The sequence below is a fragment of the Idiomarina abyssalis genome (assembly GCF_900116625.1).
In the GTDB taxonomy this organism is placed as follows: Bacteria; Pseudomonadota; Gammaproteobacteria; order Enterobacterales; family Alteromonadaceae; genus Idiomarina; species Idiomarina abyssalis.
This window is the reverse complement of sequence record NZ_FPBE01000004.1, coordinates 71,521-89,667: the sequence shown is the minus strand read 5'-3', so window position 1 is coordinate 89,667 and position 18,147 is coordinate 71,521. Positions and strand designations below refer to the sequence as shown.

17 protein-coding genes are annotated in these 18,147 nt (G+C 49.2%); 13 read left to right on the top strand and 4 right to left on the bottom strand.

Features of this window, described 5'->3' with window-relative positions:
• The first annotated feature begins 105 nt into the window (after positions 1–105).
• The 3 genes from acnB to BM359_RS08855 all read left to right on the top strand — a co-directional run bounded on the left by acnB (position 106) and on the right by BM359_RS08855 (position 3,562).
• A complete protein-coding gene (gene acnB, locus BM359_RS08865) occupies positions 106–2,694 on the top strand; it encodes a bifunctional aconitate hydratase 2/2-methylisocitrate dehydratase (RefSeq protein WP_054489933.1) in 2,589 nt (862 codons plus the stop codon).
• A 265-nt stretch (positions 2,695–2,959) separates the two neighbouring features.
• Positions 2,960–3,220: a protein kinase family protein gene (locus BM359_RS08860; protein ID WP_054489935.1), complete on the top strand. Its 261-nt coding sequence runs from the start codon at positions 2,960–2,962 to the stop codon at positions 3,218–3,220.
• A 9-nt stretch (positions 3,221–3,229) separates the two neighbouring features.
• A complete protein-coding gene (locus BM359_RS08855) occupies positions 3,230–3,562 on the top strand; it encodes a hypothetical protein (RefSeq protein WP_054489937.1) in 333 nt (110 codons plus the stop codon).
• A gap of 255 nt (positions 3,563–3,817) precedes the next feature.
• Here the strand turns inward: BM359_RS08855 and BM359_RS08850 are convergent, their stop codons facing one another.
• Positions 3,818–5,560 carry a DUF885 domain-containing protein gene (locus BM359_RS08850; RefSeq protein WP_054489939.1) on the bottom strand — a complete coding sequence of 581 codons (1,743 nt, stop codon included), beginning with the start codon at positions 5,558–5,560 and terminating at the stop codon, positions 3,818–3,820.
• 116 nt (positions 5,561–5,676) lie between these two features.
• Between BM359_RS08850 and BM359_RS08845 the strand changes: the two genes are divergently transcribed.
• Positions 5,677–6,630 carry a Dyp-type peroxidase gene (locus BM359_RS08845; RefSeq protein ID WP_054489941.1) on the top strand — a complete coding sequence of 318 codons (954 nt, stop codon included), beginning with the start codon at positions 5,677–5,679 and terminating at the stop codon, positions 6,628–6,630.
• On the opposite strand, the gene argR is transcribed toward BM359_RS08845, so the two are convergent.
• Positions 6,606–7,079: a transcriptional regulator ArgR gene (gene argR, locus BM359_RS08840; protein WP_054489943.1), complete on the bottom strand. Its 474-nt coding sequence runs from the start codon at positions 7,077–7,079 to the stop codon at positions 6,606–6,608. The two genes, BM359_RS08845 and argR, sit on opposite strands and share 25 nt — an antisense overlap.
• A gap of 187 nt (positions 7,080–7,266) precedes the next feature.
• Between argR and mdh the strand changes: the two genes are divergently transcribed.
• Entirely contained in the window at positions 7,267–8,199 is a 933-nt protein-coding gene (gene mdh, locus BM359_RS08835; protein ID WP_054489946.1) for a malate dehydrogenase, read from the top strand.
• A gap of 522 nt (positions 8,200–8,721) precedes the next feature.
• On the opposite strand, the gene ispB is transcribed toward mdh, so the two are convergent.
• Positions 8,722–9,693 carry an octaprenyl diphosphate synthase gene (ispB, locus tag BM359_RS08830; RefSeq protein WP_054489976.1) on the bottom strand — a complete coding sequence of 324 codons (972 nt, stop codon included), beginning with the start codon at positions 9,691–9,693 and terminating at the stop codon, positions 8,722–8,724.
• Positions 9,694–9,885: 192 nt separating this feature from the next.
• Here ispB and rplU point away from each other — a divergent pair, with 192 nt between their 5' ends.
• The 8 genes from rplU to BM359_RS08790 all read left to right on the top strand — a co-directional run bounded on the left by rplU (position 9,886) and on the right by BM359_RS08790 (position 16,221).
• On the top strand, positions 9,886–10,197 hold the full coding sequence (rplU, locus tag BM359_RS08825; RefSeq protein WP_011233736.1) for a 50S ribosomal protein L21: 312 nt from the start codon (positions 9,886–9,888) through the stop codon (positions 10,195–10,197).
• A gap of 15 nt (positions 10,198–10,212) precedes the next feature.
• Complete coding sequence (gene rpmA / locus BM359_RS08820) at positions 10,213–10,470, top strand: 50S ribosomal protein L27 (RefSeq protein ID WP_054489947.1); 258 nt, start codon at positions 10,213–10,215, stop codon at positions 10,468–10,470.
• 116 nt (positions 10,471–10,586) lie between these two features.
• Positions 10,587–11,738 (top strand): Obg family GTPase CgtA, encoded by a 1,152-nt coding sequence (gene cgtA / locus BM359_RS08815; protein ID WP_054489949.1) that lies wholly within the window; start codon positions 10,587–10,589, stop codon positions 11,736–11,738.
• A gap of 13 nt (positions 11,739–11,751) precedes the next feature.
• Entirely contained in the window at positions 11,752–12,252 is a 501-nt protein-coding gene (gene folA, locus BM359_RS08810; protein WP_054489951.1) for a type 3 dihydrofolate reductase, read from the top strand.
• A 111-nt stretch (positions 12,253–12,363) separates the two neighbouring features.
• A complete protein-coding gene (locus BM359_RS08805; RefSeq protein ID WP_054489952.1) occupies positions 12,364–12,738 on the top strand; it encodes a DUF3718 domain-containing protein in 375 nt (124 codons plus the stop codon).
• A 148-nt stretch (positions 12,739–12,886) separates the two neighbouring features.
• A complete protein-coding gene (locus tag BM359_RS08800; RefSeq protein WP_054489954.1) occupies positions 12,887–14,338 on the top strand; it encodes an alpha/beta hydrolase in 1,452 nt (483 codons plus the stop codon).
• 3 nt (positions 14,339–14,341) lie between these two features.
• Positions 14,342–15,076 (top strand): ATP-binding cassette domain-containing protein, encoded by a 735-nt coding sequence (locus BM359_RS08795; protein WP_054489956.1) that lies wholly within the window; start codon positions 14,342–14,344, stop codon positions 15,074–15,076.
• Entirely contained in the window at positions 15,076–16,221 is a 1,146-nt protein-coding gene (locus tag BM359_RS08790; protein ID WP_054489958.1) for an ABC transporter permease, read from the top strand. Before BM359_RS08795 ends, BM359_RS08790 begins: the two co-directional genes overlap by 1 nt.
• A gap of 357 nt (positions 16,222–16,578) precedes the next feature.
• Here BM359_RS08790 and BM359_RS08785 read toward each other — a convergent pair whose 3' ends face one another.
• Positions 16,579–17,898, bottom strand: coding sequence for an NAD(P)/FAD-dependent oxidoreductase (locus BM359_RS08785; RefSeq protein WP_054491343.1), 1,320 nt, complete (start codon positions 17,896–17,898; stop codon positions 16,579–16,581).
• Between the last annotated feature and the right edge of the window lie 249 nt (positions 17,899–18,147).

Genomic DNA, 18,147 nt, shown 5'->3' with positions numbered 1-18,147 from the left:
CTGATTTATAGCCCTGCATCATGGGAATTTAACAGCAAAATCCGTATAATGCGCCGCACTAGTGAACCGTCTAGAATTCATGCAAGCAAATGAGAGGTAATATCAGTGCTTAAAGAATATCGTCAGCACGTGGAAGAGCGCGCCGCAGAAGGCATCCCTCCGAAGCCATTAAACGCCGAGCAAGTAGCCGATTTAGTGGAATTACTGAAAAATCCCCCAGCAGGCGAGGAAGACTTCCTGGTTGAGCTGTTAGCCGAGCGTGTACCGCCGGGTGTGGATGAAGCAGCCTATGTTAAAGCAGGTTTTTTAAGCGCCGTTGTTAAAGGTGAAATTGAAAGCCCGGTTGTCAGCAAAGAATACGCAGTGAAACTGCTGGGTAATATGCACGGTGGCTACAACATCGTCACTTTGGTGGAGCTGCTGGACGACTCTCAGCTGGCTGAACTGGCCGCTAAAGAGCTGAAAGAAACCATCTTAATGTTCGACGCCTTCCACGACGTGGAAGAGAAAATGAAAGCCGGTAATGCGTTGGCGAAAGAAGTGGTTGAGTCCTGGGCAAATGCCGAATGGTTCACCGACAGCGACGAACTGCCTAAATCAATTAAAGCAACCGTCTTTAAAGTGACTGGCGAAACGAATACCGATGACTTGTCTCCTGCACCCGATGCCTGGTCTCGTCCGGACATTCCTTTGCACGCCAAAGCTATGTACAAAATGCCACGCGAAGGCATTACCGATGCAGGCAAGCAAATTGAAGAATTAAAAGAAAAAGGTCACCCGGTTGCCTTCGTTGGTGACGTAGTGGGTACTGGTTCTTCACGTAAATCAGCGACCAACTCAGTATTGTGGAACATTGGCGAAGACATGCCTGGCACACCAAACAAGCGTGCTGGCGGTATCTGCATTGGCTCTAAAGTCGCACCAATTTTCTTCAACACCATGAAAGATGCAGGTGCGTTGGTGTTTGAAGCCGACGTTGAAAAAATGAACATGGGCGATGTTATCACTATCTACCCATACGAAGGCAAAATCGAGAACGAAGCCGGCGACGTTATCGCTGAGTACGATTATGCGTCTCGCGTTATTTTAGATGAAGTCCGTGCCGGTGGTCGTATTAACCTGATTATTGGCCGTGGCCTGACAGAAAAAGCACGTGAATCTCTGGGCATGGGTCCATCTGACTTATTCCGTAAGCCAGAGCAACCGGCAGACAGCGGTAAAGGTTTCTCGCTGGCGCAGAAACTGGTCGGTAAAGCTTGTGGCATGGAAGGTGTTCGCCCGGGCGCATACTGTGAACCTAAGATGACTACCGTTGGTTCTCAGGACACTACCGGTCCTATGACTCGTGACGAGTTAAAAGACCTGGCCTGCCTTGGCTTTAACTCAGACCTGGTTATGCAGTCTTTCTGTCACACCGCTGCTTATCCTAAGCCGGTTGACGTTGAAACTCAGCACACCTTGCCTGACTTTATTATGAACCGTGGCGGCGTAAGCTTACGTCCGGGTGACGGTATCATCCACAGCTGGCTGAACCGTATGTTGTTGCCAGATACCGTTGGTACCGGTGGTGACTCGCACACCCGTTTCCCGCTGGGTATTTCATTCCCGGCAGGCTCTGGTCTGGTTGCGTTCGCCGCAGCTACCGGCGTAATGCCACTGGATATGCCTGAATCGGTATTGGTGCGTTTCAAAGGTGAAATGCAGCCGGGTATTACTTTACGTGACCTGGTTCATGCCATTCCTGCGTTTGCTATCAAAGAAGGTCATCTGACCGTTGATAAGCGCGGCAAGAAAAACATCTTCTCGGGTCGTATCTTAGAAATTGAAGGTCTTGATCACTTAACCGTAGAGCAGGCATTTGAATTGTCTGACGCTTCTGCTGAGCGTTCAGCGGCCGGTTGTACTATCGACTTGTCAGAAGAGTCGGTTGCCGAGTACCTGCGTTCTAACATCACCATGCTGCGTTGGATGATTAACGAAGGCTACGGCGACGCGCGTACGCTGGAACGTCGTGCCCGTAAGATGGAAGAATGGTTAGAAAACCCAGAGCTGACGCGTGCGGACAAAGACGCTGATTACTCGACAGTTATCGAAATTGACCTGAACGACATTAAAGAGCCTATCGTTTGTTGCCCGAATGACCCGGACGACGCGAAGTTCTTAAGCGAAGTTGCCGGCGACAACGTCGACGAAGTCTTCATCGGTTCGTGCATGACCAACATTGGTCACTTCCGTGCAGCAGGCAAATTGTTAGAGAAAAACTCTGACCCATTAAATACCCGTTTGTGGATTGCCCCACCAACGAAAATGGACAAAACCCAGCTGGAAGCCGAAGGTTATTACGACATTTATGAGCGTAATGGCGTTCGTACTGAAATGCCGGGCTGTTCACTGTGCATGGGTAACCAGGCACGGGTAGAGCCGGGCGCAACGGTACTGTCTACCTCAACCCGTAACTTCCCGAACCGCCTGGGTGATGGCGCAAACGTTTACCTGACCTCTGCAGAATTGGCAGCGGTTGGTGCTATCGTTGGTCGCCTGCCAACTCCGGAAGAATACCTGGAGTATGCACAGGACATCAATTCGATGGCTGGCGAAGTCTACAAATACCTGAACTTCGACCAGATGGATGCCTTCCGCGACGCAGAAAAAGCGGCCAAGGAAAACATCATCCCAACCATCAACGTGGCTTAATGAGTGCTTAGGTTGCAAGGACTCTTTACGAGGACGCCCGCAAGTACTTCCCTGTAGGGCTTGGGCAGCGCCATCCATGGCGCTGCACACCTCGTTAAGAGTCCTCGCAACCGTTGATCGCACTCATTAGCAACTTATAAAACCGCTTCGGCGGTTTTTTTGTGTCCGATATTCAGTAGCCTGATGTTCACATCAGGTGAGATATCCTGACTTGCGGGTGGTCTTTTTATAGTCTATATTTAGACTGTTCAGTCGGGAGAGAGCTATGCAGATAAAAACCATTAGTTACATTAAGCAAAATGCGGCGTCACTGAATGTCGAAGAGCCTATTGTTGTCACTCAGGGTGGAAATCCGGTATACCGTATTGAGTCAGAAGCCAGCGCTCGACAGAGAGACGAAGCTATCGCGACACTTAAATTGATGAATCTGGCTGAACGGGATATTCGAAATCAGAATCTTCTATCTCTTAGCGAAGCAAGAGAAAGGCTAGAGCGTGAACTCAGTACAAAGAAGTTTGAGCTTTAGTCCTCAGTTATGAACTACGATGTTCATTTTACGGAGCTCAGTTATAAGACTCTGGCTGTTTTAACCCGCTATATGAAATCTTTTCTGGGCCAGGAAGAAGCTATTAGATTAGGTCATCAACTTCTTGATTTCGCCACCAATAAACTCGGCGATAACCCTTTGCAATTCCCCATTTCTCATGAACTTGAGACGTTAGGTATCACTGACTATCGAGTAATGCTAGTAGATAATTATAAGATCTTATTTCGTCTGGATGAGAAAGATAAAACGAGTTACGTCATGGCCTTTCTGCGACAGAAACAGAATACCCAAGAGCTGGTTTACCAGATAACGATTTTGTAGTGAGATCTCTGCGCAATAAAACTGATACGTCATTGTTCTGTGTTGGTCAGCGGTGTGTTCGTAAGTCGATAGGGCAGGTTTTTCACTTGTGAGCGTTATGAGTGTTGAGTACTTCTGTGGCGGAGTGTCGAAGGCCATGGATGGCCTTCGTCAAGCCCTCATGGATGAGCTCGTAGCGTCTCCGTCACAGAAGTACTCAATGCTCAAGCGAAATAAGTGAAAAACCTGCCCCTACCTGATAGCGGGGGGTCTGTTCTATTTCTGTTCAGCAATCCAGTCGTTGATGTGTTGCTCGAGTACTTTCAGTGGCACGCTGCCGTTTTCCAGTACTGCATCGTGGAATTCACGAATGTCGAACTTATCACCCAACTGCTGTTCTGCTTCGTTGCGTAAACGCTTAATGGTAAGTTCGCCAAGCTTGTATGAAAGCGCTTGGGCAGGCCAGGTAATGTAACGGTCAATTTCGGTTTTCACGTTATGCAGTGACAATGCTGTGTTGTTGGCCATAAAGTCCATTGCCCGCTCACGGCTCCAGCCTTTAGCGTGCATACCGGTATCCACCACTAGACGTGCGGCACGCCACATTTCATAGCTTAAACGACCAAAGTTACTGTAAGGGTCTTCATAGAACCCGGCTTCCAGACCTAAATACTCAGAGTAAAGACCCCAGCCTTCACCGAAAGCTGAAATGTAGGTCTGCTGACGGTATTCCGGTAAGTCTTCTAACTCACCCGCAATCGCGTTTTGTAAATGATGACCCGGTACCGCTTCGTGCAGTGTCAGTGCTTCCATCTGGTAGAGAGGACGGCGGTCTAACGCGTAGGTATTCACCCAATAAAAACCAGCGCGATCATCGCGGTTGGTTCCGGAGTAGCGGCCGGTTGTGTATTTCGGTGCTATCTCAGCCGGAACCGGAGCTATGCCATAAGGCTTACGCGGCAGGGTTTTGAACAGCTTAGGCAGTTCACCGTCCATTTTCTTCGCTATCCAGGCGGCGTACTGGAGTAACTCTTCTGCTGTTTCCGGATAGAACTGGTCGTCGGTACGTAAAAACTCAACAAACTCGTCAAAGTCACCATCAAAGCCGGTTGCTTCAATGGCTTCCAGCATTTCACCGCGAATGCGCGCAACTTCCTGCAGACCAATTTCATGAATTTCGTCAGCGGTCATATCCAGCGTGGTGTAATGCTTAATACGGTTCTGATAAAAGTCGTCCCCATTGGGTAGCTCGCTGGCACCAATGCTGTCACGTGCACTTGGCAAGTACTCGGTAACCATAAAGGTAAAGTAGTCGTCGTAAGCTGGCATTACCTGATCATCAATAGCGGTTAATGCATCGCCTTTAAGTTGCTCCCATTGTTCGCTATCAACAAAGCTCGGCTGTTGTGCAAAAGGAGAGAAATAAACGCTCTCTTTAGCATCCTGCACAATGTAAGCCAATATACTTTCTTCAAAACCGGCCATAGCGGCTGCAGGCTGGGTGTAACCCTCTTCAATCGCTTTACGCAACCAATGAGTCTGCTGCTCCATGTAACGAGGAATTGAGCGCAGTTTTGCTATGTAATTCTGGTAGTCTTCCGCCGATGAAAACGATGTGTATGACGGCATAAAAGCTAAGGAGCTATGAAAACTACCTTCTGCGGTTAATGGCATATAGTGCGCATTAAAGCGGTACTCATCGACCTTGTTTTTTAAGGTGTAGTGAATCATTGCATGGTTTATCTGGTCATCCCGGCTTAGCTCGTTAAGGTTAACGGCGTTCAGCTGTTCAAGCCATTCAGAGCGTTGTTGGTAACGTTGCTCTAAGGCTTCCGGTGACATATCGGCCAGCTCGGTATCGCTGGACTCATTCAGTTCTTCCCAGATAGTGTCAGCCAACTGATGAAACTCAGCAGCCGGGCTTTGTTGCTGTGTGCTGCTACGCTGGACTTGGTTATCAGTTGTGGTGGTGCAGGCAGTAATGCCAAGCAAACCAAAAATAAGTATCAGATTACGCATGATTTTTCCTTGCGGTGTCATAACGAATACAGGCATTCTATAATGCCTCGTGCGCTATTTAATGTAAAAGCGAATAGAACGAACACACAAAAATAACAGTTAAACGGGAGAATAGGGTGGATAAAGCTCAGTCAGGAGTCTACGCGGAACCTAATCTGCATGGTCTGACGTTGTTTTGTCATGTCATGAGCGACGACGTTGAAAGTTTACGCCGTAAACTGGCTCGCTTTCCAGCCATTTTACGCGATCTTGACGCCCGCTTCTCAGAAGCCATGTTAACAGGCTTTGTCGGCATAGGCGCCGATTACTGGGACATTCTCTACCCACACAAGAAGCCACTTCACTTGCAGGCTTTCCCCGAACTTTCCGACGGCGACCGGGAAGCACCAAGACACCCTTATGATCTCATCATTCAAATTCGTTGTGACCGCTTCGATGCTAACTACCTGGCCGGACGCACGTTAATTGAATGGTTCGGTTATGACATTGAAGTGGTCGAGCAAATTCGTTCCTTCCGTTATCTCGACGGCCGCGACTTGACCGGTTTTATCGATGCGCCTGACAACCCCAGGGGCATGAGCAAACGTAAGGTGGCATTAGTAGAAGAAAAAGACGATGCCGACTTTGTGGATGGCAGTTATTTGTTCGTACAAAAGTTTCGTCACGACTTACGCCGCTGGGACTACCTGGGCCCGGAAAAACAAGAGCAACTCATGGGACGTGAAAAAGTCTCAGGCGAACGTTTATCCGAAGCTAAAATTGAAGGCGTTACACATGCAGCCAAAAGTCGTCTAGTGGATGGCAATGAACAACCCATTCCTTTACTGCGGCAGAATATGCCCTGGGGTGATCTGCGCGAACAGGGGCTGCTCGCTATGTATTTTAGTCACACACCGAAAATGGTGGTGCAGTGGCTAAAAAATCGATATTACGCCGACGAACAAGGGGCCTACGATCCGTTACTGGATTATTCGCAAGCGGTATCCAACTGCGGCTTTTTTGTTCCTTCAATGCGTTTTATGGAAGACAACAAAGAAGTCGCGGATCAGGAAGAAGGTAACACCGCCTGACTGGCGAATAACTCCCGGACCTTTTTCAGAGTAAAGTCGATATCAGCAACTTTGAGCGGCGCGATAAAAATAGTGTCGTCGCCGGCTATCGTACCAAGCACACCTTCTTTTTTACCGACAGAGTCAAGCAAGCGGGCAATCAACTGAGCAGCCCCCGGGCTGGTGCGGATAATCACCATGACATCATTGTGCTGAATATCCAGTACAAGCTGGCTTAATGGTGCCTTAGTGGAAGGTACTGCTAAATCCGGCGGTAAGCAGTAAACCATTTCCTGCTTTGCATTGCGGGTACGAACCGCGCCTTGCTTACTCAACATGCGCGAGACTTTAGACTGGCTAATGTTATCAAAGCCCTCGGCTTTCAAGGCGTTAACAATTTCTCCTTGTGAGCCATAACGCTCTTCGCGAAGAAGGGTTTTAAAAGCTTCGAGTAACGTGTCTTGCACCATGAGAGAGTTCAATTCCTATACTGGTTACATGCTATAATAACCCCCAGTGTACTGCATATAGATGCGCTATTCGAGTGCTGAATGTGTACCGCGCAAAGTTGTATTTTTAGTGATATTGGAGTACAGTTTTGCGCCAAATTCTGCATTTTTATGCAGTTAAAATTGACTAACAAAAACGGAGTCTGAGATGAAAGTAGCCGTATTAGGTGCGGCCGGTGGTATCGGCCAGGCATTGTCATTACTTCTGAAAACCCAGTTACCAGCAGGTTCAGAATTATCGCTGTATGACGTTGCGCCAGTAGTTCCAGGTGTAGCGGTTGACTTAAGTCATATCCCTACCGACGTGAAAGTAACAGGCTTCGGTAAAGATGATCTTGCGTCAGCATTAGTTGGCAGCGACATCGTATTAATTCCTGCCGGCGTACCTCGTAAGCCAGGTATGGATCGCTCTGACCTGTTCAACATGAACGCCGGCATCGTTAAAAACTTAGTACAAGGCGTTGCAGACAACTGCCCTGACGCTTGTGTTGGAATCATCACCAACCCGGTAAACACCACAGTACCAATTGCTGCCGAAGTCCTGAAAAAAGCAGGCTGCTACGACAAGCGCAAACTGTTTGGTGTAACGACTCTGGACGTTATCCGTTCAGAAGCATTCGTTGGCGAGCTACGTGGTCTGAACCCTGAAAACGTAAACGTGCCAGTTATTGGTGGCCACAGCGGCACAACCATTCTGCCATTGCTGTCTCAGGTTGAAGGCGTTGAGTTTACTGAGCAAGAAATCAAAGACTTAACTCACCGTATCCAGAACGCAGGTACTGAAGTCGTTGAAGCAAAAGCCGGCGGCGGTTCAGCAACCCTGTCTATGGGTCAGGCAGCAGCACGCTTTGCATTGTCATTGCTGAAAGGCCTGCAAGGTCAGGACACTATTGAGTGCACTTACGTAGAAGGCCCTGGCGACAACGCTAAGTTCTTCGCACAGCCAGTACGCTTAGGCAAAAATGGCGCCGAAGAAATTCTGTCTTACGGCAAGCTAAGTGCCTTTGAACAAAAATGCATGGACGAAATGCTGGACGGCCTGAAAGGCGACATCCAAAAAGGCATCGACTTCGCCAGCTAAGCTTTCAGCAATCCGCTTCTGAAAATATTGGGGCAGGTCAGCATTGGCTGGCCATTGCAGGTTATCTTCCGAAAGACGCCTGCAAGTACGTCCCTGTAAGGCTTGGGCAGCGCCATCCTTGGCGCTGCACACTTTCTCCAGATAACCCACAATGGCATATCGCCAATACTGACCAACCCCAATACTTCCACACGGCTTGCTGAAGAGTGTCTCACTGATATTTTACACAGGCTCAATATTTAAATATCTCAACTGAAACAGAGTGTTGGTTGTGAGTTATCAGGCTACGGAAATAGTTGATGGGGAGGCTGTTGGATTGCGAGCGTTACGAGTGTTGAAGGTTTCCGTGGCGGAGTGTCGAAGGCCATGGATGCTTATTGGAAATGCCTAAAGCGGGAAGGGTTCTGTTTCGGAGGTGTGTAGCGCCATGGATGGCGCTACCCAAGCCCTACAGGGAAGTACTTGCGGGCGTCCTCCGAAACAGAACCCGCTCCCCCAAGGCATTTCCTTTCTCCAAGCCTGCTACGCCACCCGGTCGACTGCCAGGTGGGTTAGGGTGAGCAGGGCTTGTTTGTAGTCGGAGTCCGGGAGTTCGTTTAAGGACTCACGCGCTTGTTCGGCGGCCTCTAAGGCTTTGTCTCGAGTGTATTGCAAAGCTCCGGTTCGCTCCATGGCGGTTAGCACGGTTTGTAAGTGCTCACGTCCGTCGCCTTGTTCAATGGCTTCGCGAATTAGCTTTTGTTCTACTTCGTTGCCGTGCCACATGGCGTATAACAACGGCAGCGTTGGCTTACCTTCCGCTAAGTCATCACCGGCATTCTTGCCCATCGATTCACTGTCCGCGGTGTAATCCAGTAAATCGTCAACCAACTGAAACGCAGTACCCAGGTAACGACCGTAATCGGCCAGTTGCTGAGTCACCTTTGCATCCTGTTCGGTTAGTACACCGGCTAACTCGGTAGCAGCTTCAAACAGCTTGGCGGTTTTGCCGTAAATGACATTGAAGTAGCTGGCTTCTGAGGTATCCGGGTCGTTGCAGTTCATTAACTGCAGTACTTCACCTTCAGAAATAACGTTGGTGGCATCCGCTAAAATCCGCAGAATCCGCAGGGAGTCTAAATCGACCATTAACTGAAAAGCGCGGGTATAAAGGAAGTCACCAACTAATACGCTGGCTTCGTTACCGAACACTGCATTAGCGGTTTTGCGTCCGCGGCGAAGTTCCGACTCATCGACGACATCGTCGTGCAGCAGGGTCGCGGTATGAATAAACTCGATAATTGTCGCAAGTTTGCGGTGATCGTTACCTTCATAACCCAGAGCCCGGCAAGCTAATATGGCAAGCAGTGGGCGTAAGCGTTTACCACCACTGTTGACAATGTAGAGGCCTAACTGGTTAATTAGGGCAACGTCCGATTGAAGTTGTTCACCTATTAAAGCATTTACGCCAAGCATATCGTCTTTGGCTAATGCGTTAATGGACTGCATATCCATCATAGATATCTGTTTATTTACAAAATTTAACGGAAAAGGGATGGTACACTATTTAAAGCGGCGCGGAAACTCAAAGCGCGGCAAATGGCGTAGCCTTTAAGTTCAAATAAAGGGTTGCGATCGCTGGCGGGATTACGTACAATTCGCGCCCTGATTTGAATTTGGATGCCCAATAGGGTTGTGGAGAATAATATGTACGCAGTATTCCAAAGTGGCGGTAAGCAGCACCGTGTGTCTGAAGGCCAAATCGTCCGCCTGGAAAAACTGGAAGCAGCTACCGGTGATGTAGTTGAATTCGACCAGGTTTTGATGGTTTCTGACGGCAACGATGTAAACATCGGTGCTCCGTTCGTATCCGGTGGTAAAGTGAAAGCGGAAGTGATTGATCACGGTCGTGGCGATAAAATTAAAATCGTTAAGTTCCGTCGTCGTAAGCACTCTCGTCGTCAACAAGGCCATCGTCAGTGGTTCACGGAAGTGAAAATCACTGGTATCAACAGCTAATTAAGGAGTAACGACATGGCACATAAAAAGGCTGGTGGTTCTACTAAAAACGGTCGCGACTCAGAGAGTAAACGTCTCGGTGTTAAGCGCTTCGGTGGTGAGTCTGTATTAGCAGGCAACATCCTGGTTCGCCAACGTGGTACTAAGTTCCACGCGGGAGCGAACGTAGGTATTGGTAAAGACCATACATTGTTTGCAACCTCAGAAGGCAAAGTGTCTTTTGAAGTGAAGGGCAGCAAAAACCGTAAATTTGTGAGCGTTATTACTGACTAATAACGTGAACATAAACTGAAAAGTTTCGGTTCTGAAAGCCCTGCCTTACGGCGGGGCTTTTTCATATGTGCTAGAATTTTGCACAGTATTCTCTAAGTGATAAGTAGCAAATTGCGATGAAATTCGTTGATGAAGTAGAAGTCCGCGTAGATGCGGGTGACGGCGGTAATGGTTGTATCAGTTTCCGTCGCGAGAAGTACATTCCCAAAGGTGGTCCCGACGGTGGTGACGGCGGCGATGGTGGCGATGTCTACCTGCAAGCCGATGAAAACCTGAATACCCTTATCGATTATCGTTTTGAGCGCTTCCATAAAGCGGAGCGTGGGCAAAATGGTATGGGTAAAAACTGTACGGGCAAACGCGGTAGCGATATTGTGCTGCCGGTTCCTCCGGGCACTCGCGCTACCGATGTCGACACCGGCGAAGTTCTTGGCGATTTGACGCAACATGGTCAGCGGCTAATGGTCGCCAAAGGCGGCTTCCATGGTTTAGGTAATACACGTTTTAAAAGCAGTGTGAACCGTGCTCCCCGACAGAAAACCGATGGTACTCCGGGTGAAGTACGCTCGTTAAAACTTGAACTCATGTTGCTGGCCGACGTGGGTTTACTGGGTATGCCAAACGCCGGTAAATCGACCTTTATTCGTTCGGTTTCAGCGGCGCGTCCTAAAGTAGCGGACTACCCCTTTACCACGTTAATACCTAATTTGGGTGTTGTGCGTCCGGCACCGCATCAAAGTTTCGTTATTGCCGATATCCCGGGTCTTATCGAAGGTGCTGCTGAAGGTGCTGGCCTGGGTATTCGCTTCCTGAAACACCTGGAGCGTTGTCGTTTACTTCTGCATTTGGTGGACTTAGCACCATTTGATGAAACCGACCCTGCAGAGCAGGCACGTATCATCATCAATGAACTGGAAAAATACAGTCCTAAACTGGCAGAAAAACCGCGCTGGCTGGTCATCAATAAAGTCGACTTACTGCTGGACGAAGAAGTTCAGGAAAAAGTCGATGAGCTGGTTAAAGCTTTGGACTGGGACGGCCCGGTATTCCAAATTGCGGCGTTAGAAGGACGCGGCAGTGATGCTCTTTGTCGTGAGGTTATCTCGTACCTTGAGACCTTACCTGCACCTAGCACGGAACAACAGGAAGAAGCCGATCCGGTTGAGTTTATGTGGGATACCTACCACGAAGAAGTGCTGGAAGAAGAGCAGGATGACGAAGACGACGATGATGACGATCACGACGTCGAAGTGATTTATCAGAAATAACGGGAATTGCTGAATGAAAATCTCACTTGTGGTTGCAATGGCAGATAACCGGGTTATCGGCAAAGACAATAAAATGCCATGGCATCTTCCGGATGAGTTGCAGTATTTCAAAAAAATTACTTTGGGTAAGCCAATTGTTATGGGTCGACGAACCTTTGAATCAATTGGCCGACCTTTACCCGGACGCAAAAATATCGTTCTAAGCCGTCGAACGGATCGTTCGGAAAATCAGGACAGTCAGGTCATCTGGGTATCTGGTGTGCAACAAGCTATTGCGGCTGCAGGACCGGTTGATGAACTTATGGTCATTGGTGGAGGAAAAATTTATGAAAAATTTTTACCACTCGCAGACCGACTATATGTTACTAAAATAGACCTAAATGTTGAGGGCGATACCTATTTCCCTGACTATCTCCAAGTCGCTGACTGGCAAGAGATAGAGCGGCAAAACTTTGCCGCCGATGAGCGTAATTCACATAACTTCAGTACCCTTATTTTCGACAGAAAACGTTAATAAGAAGTTATAAATTCAGTAACTTACAACAATTTTAGGCCATTGCAGCAGGCTTAAGTTCGTAGTATCATCCCTGATGAATTTTTGAACAATCTTGTGATGGGGTTTTACATGAAAGCGATTGTATTAGGCACCTTGATGGCTGCCGTTGCAGCGACAGGCGCAACATTCTCAAAAAGCGCAGAAGCAAATGAATTAGCTTTGAGCTTATGCACATACGTACAAGGTGACGACACTATGCGTATGCGTAAGAAACTGCGTGACTCTCGTGTCCGTGTACGTGATATTTACAGCGGCATCCAGTGTAATGGACAAAGCTTACTGCAATTCGCAATGGCGAACGGCTCACAAGAAATTGGTAGCTTCATCGTTGGTCGTCTGTCAGTAGATGAACTGCAAAACTCAGGTGACTACGAGTGGGCTCAGTCTAACGGTCATGGCGACACTGCCATCGCTCAGGCAATTAAAGAACGCGCTGGCTTTTAATTAAAAGATTTATTGCGTATTTCAAGAGCCCGCAAACGCTGTTTGCGGGCTTTTTTACATCTTCTAACAATTCAATCAGTAACTTACCTTGTAATTCTTCCCCGTTCTCTACGACAATAGATCCGTTACGCAAACAAACGGAATCGTTATGAAACAATGGATGGCACGAGCTTTGCCGTTACTGTTATTGGGGTTAACGCCGCTTAGCAGTTTGGCACAGACAAAAACAACCGAAGCTGCAAGCTGTTATCTTCCCGGCGTGCAGGAACAATTGCATTGTGGAACGGTGTCAGTTCCGGAAAATTATGACCAGCCTGAAGGCAAGCATATCGGTATTTATTACGCCGTACTGCCGGCAGTTCAGGAAGGCGCCAAGGCTGACCCAATGCTTATTCTCGCAGGCGGGCCCGGGCAGGCGGCGACAGAGCTTGCGCCAATGATAGCCCGAATGTTTGAGGGAGTGCGCCAGAAGCGGGATATTCTCTTAATCGATCAACGTGGCACAGGGAAAAGTCATCCGTTGAAATGCGATATCGAGCGGCCAGATGAACTCATTCGTGCTGACGATGAGCAAGACCTTGCAGAGTTGAGCCGTGAATGCCTGAAGCAATACCCTAATACTGATACAACCCAATATCACACCGTTAATGCGGTAAAAGACTTCGAACGGGTACGTGAACACTTAGGAATTGAGCAATTAAACTTGTATGGCGGATCATACGGCACCCGGGTAGGGCTGACTTATTTGCGTGAAGCTCCAGGCTCAGTTCGTACCGCTACTTTAGATGCAATAGCACCACCTCAGGTTGTTATTGGTCCTTTTGGTCAACATGGTGCTGACGCATTTGATGCCATGTTAGAAGACTGCACCGAGCAAACCGCTTGCCGCGAGAAGTTTCCAAACCTTGAACAAGAATACTATGAGGTGATGGCTGAACTTGAAGCTCAGGATATCTTATTGGAAACACGCGATCCTTTGTCCTTCGAGCCTCTGGAAATTAAACTGACACCAGGGCGCTTCAGCTCCATTATGCGAGTGGCTTTATACCACCCGAATACTCGTCAGCTTTTACCTTATGCTATCCATTCTGCTGCAGCAGGCGACTACCACGCCATTCTTGGACTCATGGGCGGCACCATGTCTCAAAGCAGTATCTATTTGGGGTTAATGTTGTCGGTCGTCTGTTCTGAAGACCTACCACGAGCCACGCCAGAATTGCTTGAGCAAGACGGCGACAATCAATTTATTGGCAGTCGCACCGGTGATGCCTTTGTTGATATGTGTGCCGGTTGGCGCTCATCGAGTGTACCGGGTTACTGGTCTGATCCTGTCGTTAGCGACAAACCGGTATTGTTATTATCTGGTGAGTTAGATCCGGTAACACCGCCTGAGTGGGGTGAAATTGCGCACCGGACCTTACCCAACAGCAAGCATTTAGTTGCGCCAAACGCGGGCCATACCATTGCCAGCCATACATGCGCTAATCAGCTTGTTGCGGACTTTATTGAGCAGGCCTCAATCGAAAATATAGATGGCAGTTGCTTAGCTAAGCAGAGTCTTAAGCCTTTCGTACTGAACCAAAATGCAGCGGGGCTATAAGGGATGATAAACGTAGATGCACTGACAAAAACATTTAAAAATGTGCAAGCGCTGGATTCGCTCTCGTTTCAGGCAAAAGACGGTGAAATTACCGGGCTCCTTGGCCCTAATGGCGCCGGTAAAACCACTTGTTTGCGTATTATTTACGGATTACTGCAGGCCGATACCGGTAAAGCTGAAATTGAAGGTGTCGATGCTAATCAGAACCCAATAGATGCCCGCCGCAACCTGGGTATATTCCCCGACAAATTCGGCCTCTATGAGCGTTTGACGGTACGTGAGCAAGTGGCTTACTTCGCCGGGCTTCACGGTCTTACCGGTAGCAAGCAAAAGCAAGCTGTCGAACAAGTAATAGAAAAGCTCGACATCAAAGAGTTGGCCGACAGACGTACAGCCGGTTTTTCGCAAGGCCAGAGAATGAAAGTAGCGTTGGCACAGGCACTGGTGCATAGCCCTAAGCACTTGATTCTTGATGAGCCCAGCCGCGGACTGGACGTAATGAGTACCCGTATTTTACGAGACGTGCTGCGTGAGCAGCGTGCGCAGGGTACATGCATTCTGTTTTCCAGCCACGTAATGCAGGAAGTTGCTGCACTTTGTGACCGGGTGGTGGTTATGGCAAACGGCAAAGTTGCCGCAGAAGGAACCCCACAAGAGCTGTGCGACATGACAGGCGAGCCACAACTGGAAGATGCCTTCGTGAAGATAATTGGTACTGACGAGGGGATAGCAGCCTGATGAGTGCATTAACCTCTGTATGGAAAAAAGAATTTCGTGATGCAATTCGAGACAAGCGTTCCGTTCTGGCAGCTATGTCTTATGCTTTTTTCGGACCACTGTTAATGGCCGTGGCATTCTTTTTTCTGATTACGCAACTGACCGATAAAGCCGACATTGAAATTACTATTGAAGGTGAAGAAAACGCACCACAACTGGTTGACTTTCTTAATGAACGAGGCGTCGTCCAGAAGCAGGGTGAATGGGCAAAAACCGAAACGCCTATAGTCCTTACTTTGCCTGAAAACTGGCAGGAAAGCGTTCGTAAAGCAGAACCGGTAGAAGTGACTTTACGGGCAGACTGGTCCGCACAAAAGCAGCAAACCGATATTAAACGAGTAGAGCAGGCAGTGCAGGCTTATTCAAGCCAAATAGCCGCATACCGTTTAACACTGCGCGGCGTCGACCCACGCGTGATTCAGCCGGTACAACTGCAGAAACAGGACCTGGCAACCCGTGGCTCAAAGGCGGCTCTGATCATGGGCAGTGTGCTGGTCTTTATTATTCTGTCCGTGTTCTGGTCCGGCATGAACGTCGCCATAGACATTAGTGCAGGTGAACGCGAGCGTAACTCACTGGAGTTTCTGCTGAGTCAGCCACTAAGTACCTGGGATATCGTGACCGGTAAAGCACTGACTGCAACAACCTTCTCATTGTTTGGGGCAATATTGTCACTGGTACTCATTCCCATTATTTTTGCCTACGTGCCATTGCACGAAATTGGCATGAATGTGAATTTCAGTGTCGGTATGATGGCGTTGATGTTCATTTTACTGGTGCCGTTAGCTCTCTTTGCTACCGCGTTGCAGTTGTTCGTATCCTTCCGGGCCAAGAACTTCAAAGAAGCACAAACCTACATCAGCTTTTTGTTGATCATTCCAATGGCAGCTTCTTTTGGTGTGGAATTCGCACGCCTTAAAAACCCAATCCTGTACTATCTCCCGCTAACCGGTCAGCATCAGGCATTTTTGTCGCTGATACGCGGCGAAAATGTCAACGTCATGGGAACTGTCATCAGCGCAATCGCGACCCTGGCAGCCGCACTGCTACTGATGAAATACATAGCCCGAATGCTCAAAAGCGAAAAAATCGTCTTCGGCCTGTAGCTGAGGAGAATAGCGAGCGCTGAGGTTACAAGGGCTATTGTGGAGGACGCCCGTGAATACATCCCTGTAGGGCTTGGGCAGCGCCATCCATGGCGCTGCACACCTCCACAATAGCCCTGTGTAACCGTTGGGTGCGCTCGCTATCTTCCACCTTAGATAAAAAGCTAATCTGAGCCGTTGAGAGAGGCTAAAGGGGCAGGCTGTTCACTTGTGAGCGTTACGAGTGTTGAAGGCTTCTGTGGCGGAGTGTCGAAGGCCATGGATGGCCTTCGTCAAGCCCTCATGGATGAGCTCGTCGCGTCTCCGCCACAGCGACCTTCAATGCTCAAGCGAAACAAGTGAGCAGCCTGTCCCGTCTCAGTCGCGCAGGCGGCCGTAGTGGTAGTAGAGCCATTGGCCCAGGCGGCGGAAGCGCGGTAGTGGGAAGGGCTTTAGTTGTGACTGGTAGTACGGTAGCTCGGGCAGGGGCTGTTCCATGGCGGCTTCTGCCAGTCGCTTGCCTGCTAAGGCGGTGAAACTAACACCGGCGCCGCAGTAACCCATGCTGGCGTAGATATTGTCTTTTACTTTGCCTATCCGCGGGTAATCGTCCAGTGACACACTGACCCAGCCACTCCAGAAGTGTTCCCATTTTTTGATATCCCGCAGTTGCGGAAAGGTTTGGTGCAGAGCCGTTAGCAGACGTTTAGCATAAACCGGATCAGCGGCATTTTTCCCCTGTATGGCACCGCGGCCACCAAACAATAAGCGGTTATCCGGCAGTAAGCGGAAGTAGTATTTCAGTATGCGAGTATCCATTATGGCGTACTGGGGTGACAGTTTAATGTTCTCAACTTGCTCTTTACTCAGAGGTGGGGTGGTAATAATGCTCGACAGTACCGGTAGCGAGCGACTGGCAAGCTCCGGCAGTAATTGCCCTGAGGTATAGCCGTTAGAACAAACTAACAGCTTACGGGCGCGTACAGCGCCTTTAGCGGTTTGCAAATACACGCCTTTGCCGCCAAGCGACACCGCCTTTGTTACCGGGCAGTGCTCAACTAACTGCGCACCGGCTGCAACGGCCCGTCGGGCGGTGGCGGCAGCTAATAACATAGGGTTCAGAGCAAAGCAGTCGGTGAAGCGTAAAGCCGCATGAGCCTGCGGGCTGGAAACCAGGTTGCTCAATTGCTCTTGCGTCAGCCATTCCACCGGCTGGTTAAATTGTTTGAGCTGGTCATACTGTTTCTTTAACGGATCAATGGCGCCGGGTTTATGCGCTATTTTCAGATAACCACCGTTTTGGCGCTGACAATGCTGAGGGCACCCCTGTACCGTTTCCTCAACCAGCTTCAGCGCTTTCTGGTGTTCGGCGGCAATGCCTTGCGCAACTTCGTTGCCCAGGCGTTCCGCCCAGGCTGACAAGCCCAGTCTACCGGTACTTTTCATCACAAAACCGGCATTACGGGAGGAACACCCCCAGGCTAATTGGTTAGCCTCAAACACCGCAACAGAGTGCCCGTTTTCAGCCAGAACCCGGGCTGCATTTAAACCAGTATACCCAGCTCCAACAACAGCAAACTCCACTTCCTCCGGCGCATCAACACACTCCGGAAAATTGGCCTGCGTATGCTGCTGCCAATAACTAGGCTCAGGAGCATCATGAGGCCCCGGAGGCTCATTAACCAAAGGATCATACATAATCACCACCTATTAAAGCAGAGAAGGACAGGTCATTCACTTGCTTCGCTTGAGCATTGAAGGCCTCTGTGGCGGAGACGCGACGAGCTCATCCATGAGGGCTTGACGAAGGCCATCCATGGCCTTCGACACTCCGCCACAGAGGCCTTCAACACTCGTAACGCTCTCAAGTGAATGACCTGTCCTTCTAGCATATCCATGTTTACGATAAATTGCTGCGATTACGTGAGATGCCGGGTAGAGAGCGCG

Excerpts from the sequence above, each read along its gene's own strand:
- BM359_RS08860 (WP_054489935.1), top strand. The coding sequence starts at position 2,960 with ATGCAGATAAAAACCATTAGTTACATTAAGCAAAATGCGGCGTCACTG.
- BM359_RS08855 (WP_054489937.1), top strand. The coding sequence starts at position 3,230 with ATGAACTACGATGTTCATTTTACGGAGCTCAGTTATAAGACTCTGGCT.
- BM359_RS08850 (WP_054489939.1), bottom strand. The coding sequence starts at position 5,560 with ATGCGTAATCTGATACTTATTTTTGGTTTGCTTGGCATTACTGCCTGC.
- argR (WP_054489943.1), bottom strand. The coding sequence starts at position 7,079 with ATGGTGCAAGACACGTTACTCGAAGCTTTTAAAACCCTTCTTCGCGAA.
- mdh (WP_054489946.1), top strand. The coding sequence starts at position 7,267 with ATGAAAGTAGCCGTATTAGGTGCGGCCGGTGGTATCGGCCAGGCATTG.
- ispB (WP_054489976.1), bottom strand. The coding sequence starts at position 9,693 with ATGGATATGCAGTCCATTAACGCATTAGCCAAAGACGATATGCTTGGC.
- rplU (WP_011233736.1), top strand. The coding sequence starts at position 9,886 with ATGTACGCAGTATTCCAAAGTGGCGGTAAGCAGCACCGTGTGTCTGAA.
- rpmA (WP_054489947.1), top strand. The coding sequence starts at position 10,213 with ATGGCACATAAAAAGGCTGGTGGTTCTACTAAAAACGGTCGCGACTCA.
- cgtA (WP_054489949.1), top strand. The coding sequence starts at position 10,587 with ATGAAATTCGTTGATGAAGTAGAAGTCCGCGTAGATGCGGGTGACGGC.
- folA (WP_054489951.1), top strand. The coding sequence starts at position 11,752 with ATGAAAATCTCACTTGTGGTTGCAATGGCAGATAACCGGGTTATCGGC.
- BM359_RS08805 (WP_054489952.1), top strand. The coding sequence starts at position 12,364 with ATGAAAGCGATTGTATTAGGCACCTTGATGGCTGCCGTTGCAGCGACA.
- BM359_RS08800 (WP_054489954.1), top strand. The coding sequence starts at position 12,887 with ATGAAACAATGGATGGCACGAGCTTTGCCGTTACTGTTATTGGGGTTA.
- BM359_RS08795 (WP_054489956.1), top strand. The coding sequence starts at position 14,342 with ATGATAAACGTAGATGCACTGACAAAAACATTTAAAAATGTGCAAGCG.
- BM359_RS08790 (WP_054489958.1), top strand. The coding sequence starts at position 15,076 with ATGAGTGCATTAACCTCTGTATGGAAAAAAGAATTTCGTGATGCAATT.
- BM359_RS08785 (WP_054491343.1), bottom strand. The coding sequence starts at position 17,898 with ATGTATGATCCTTTGGTTAATGAGCCTCCGGGGCCTCATGATGCTCCT.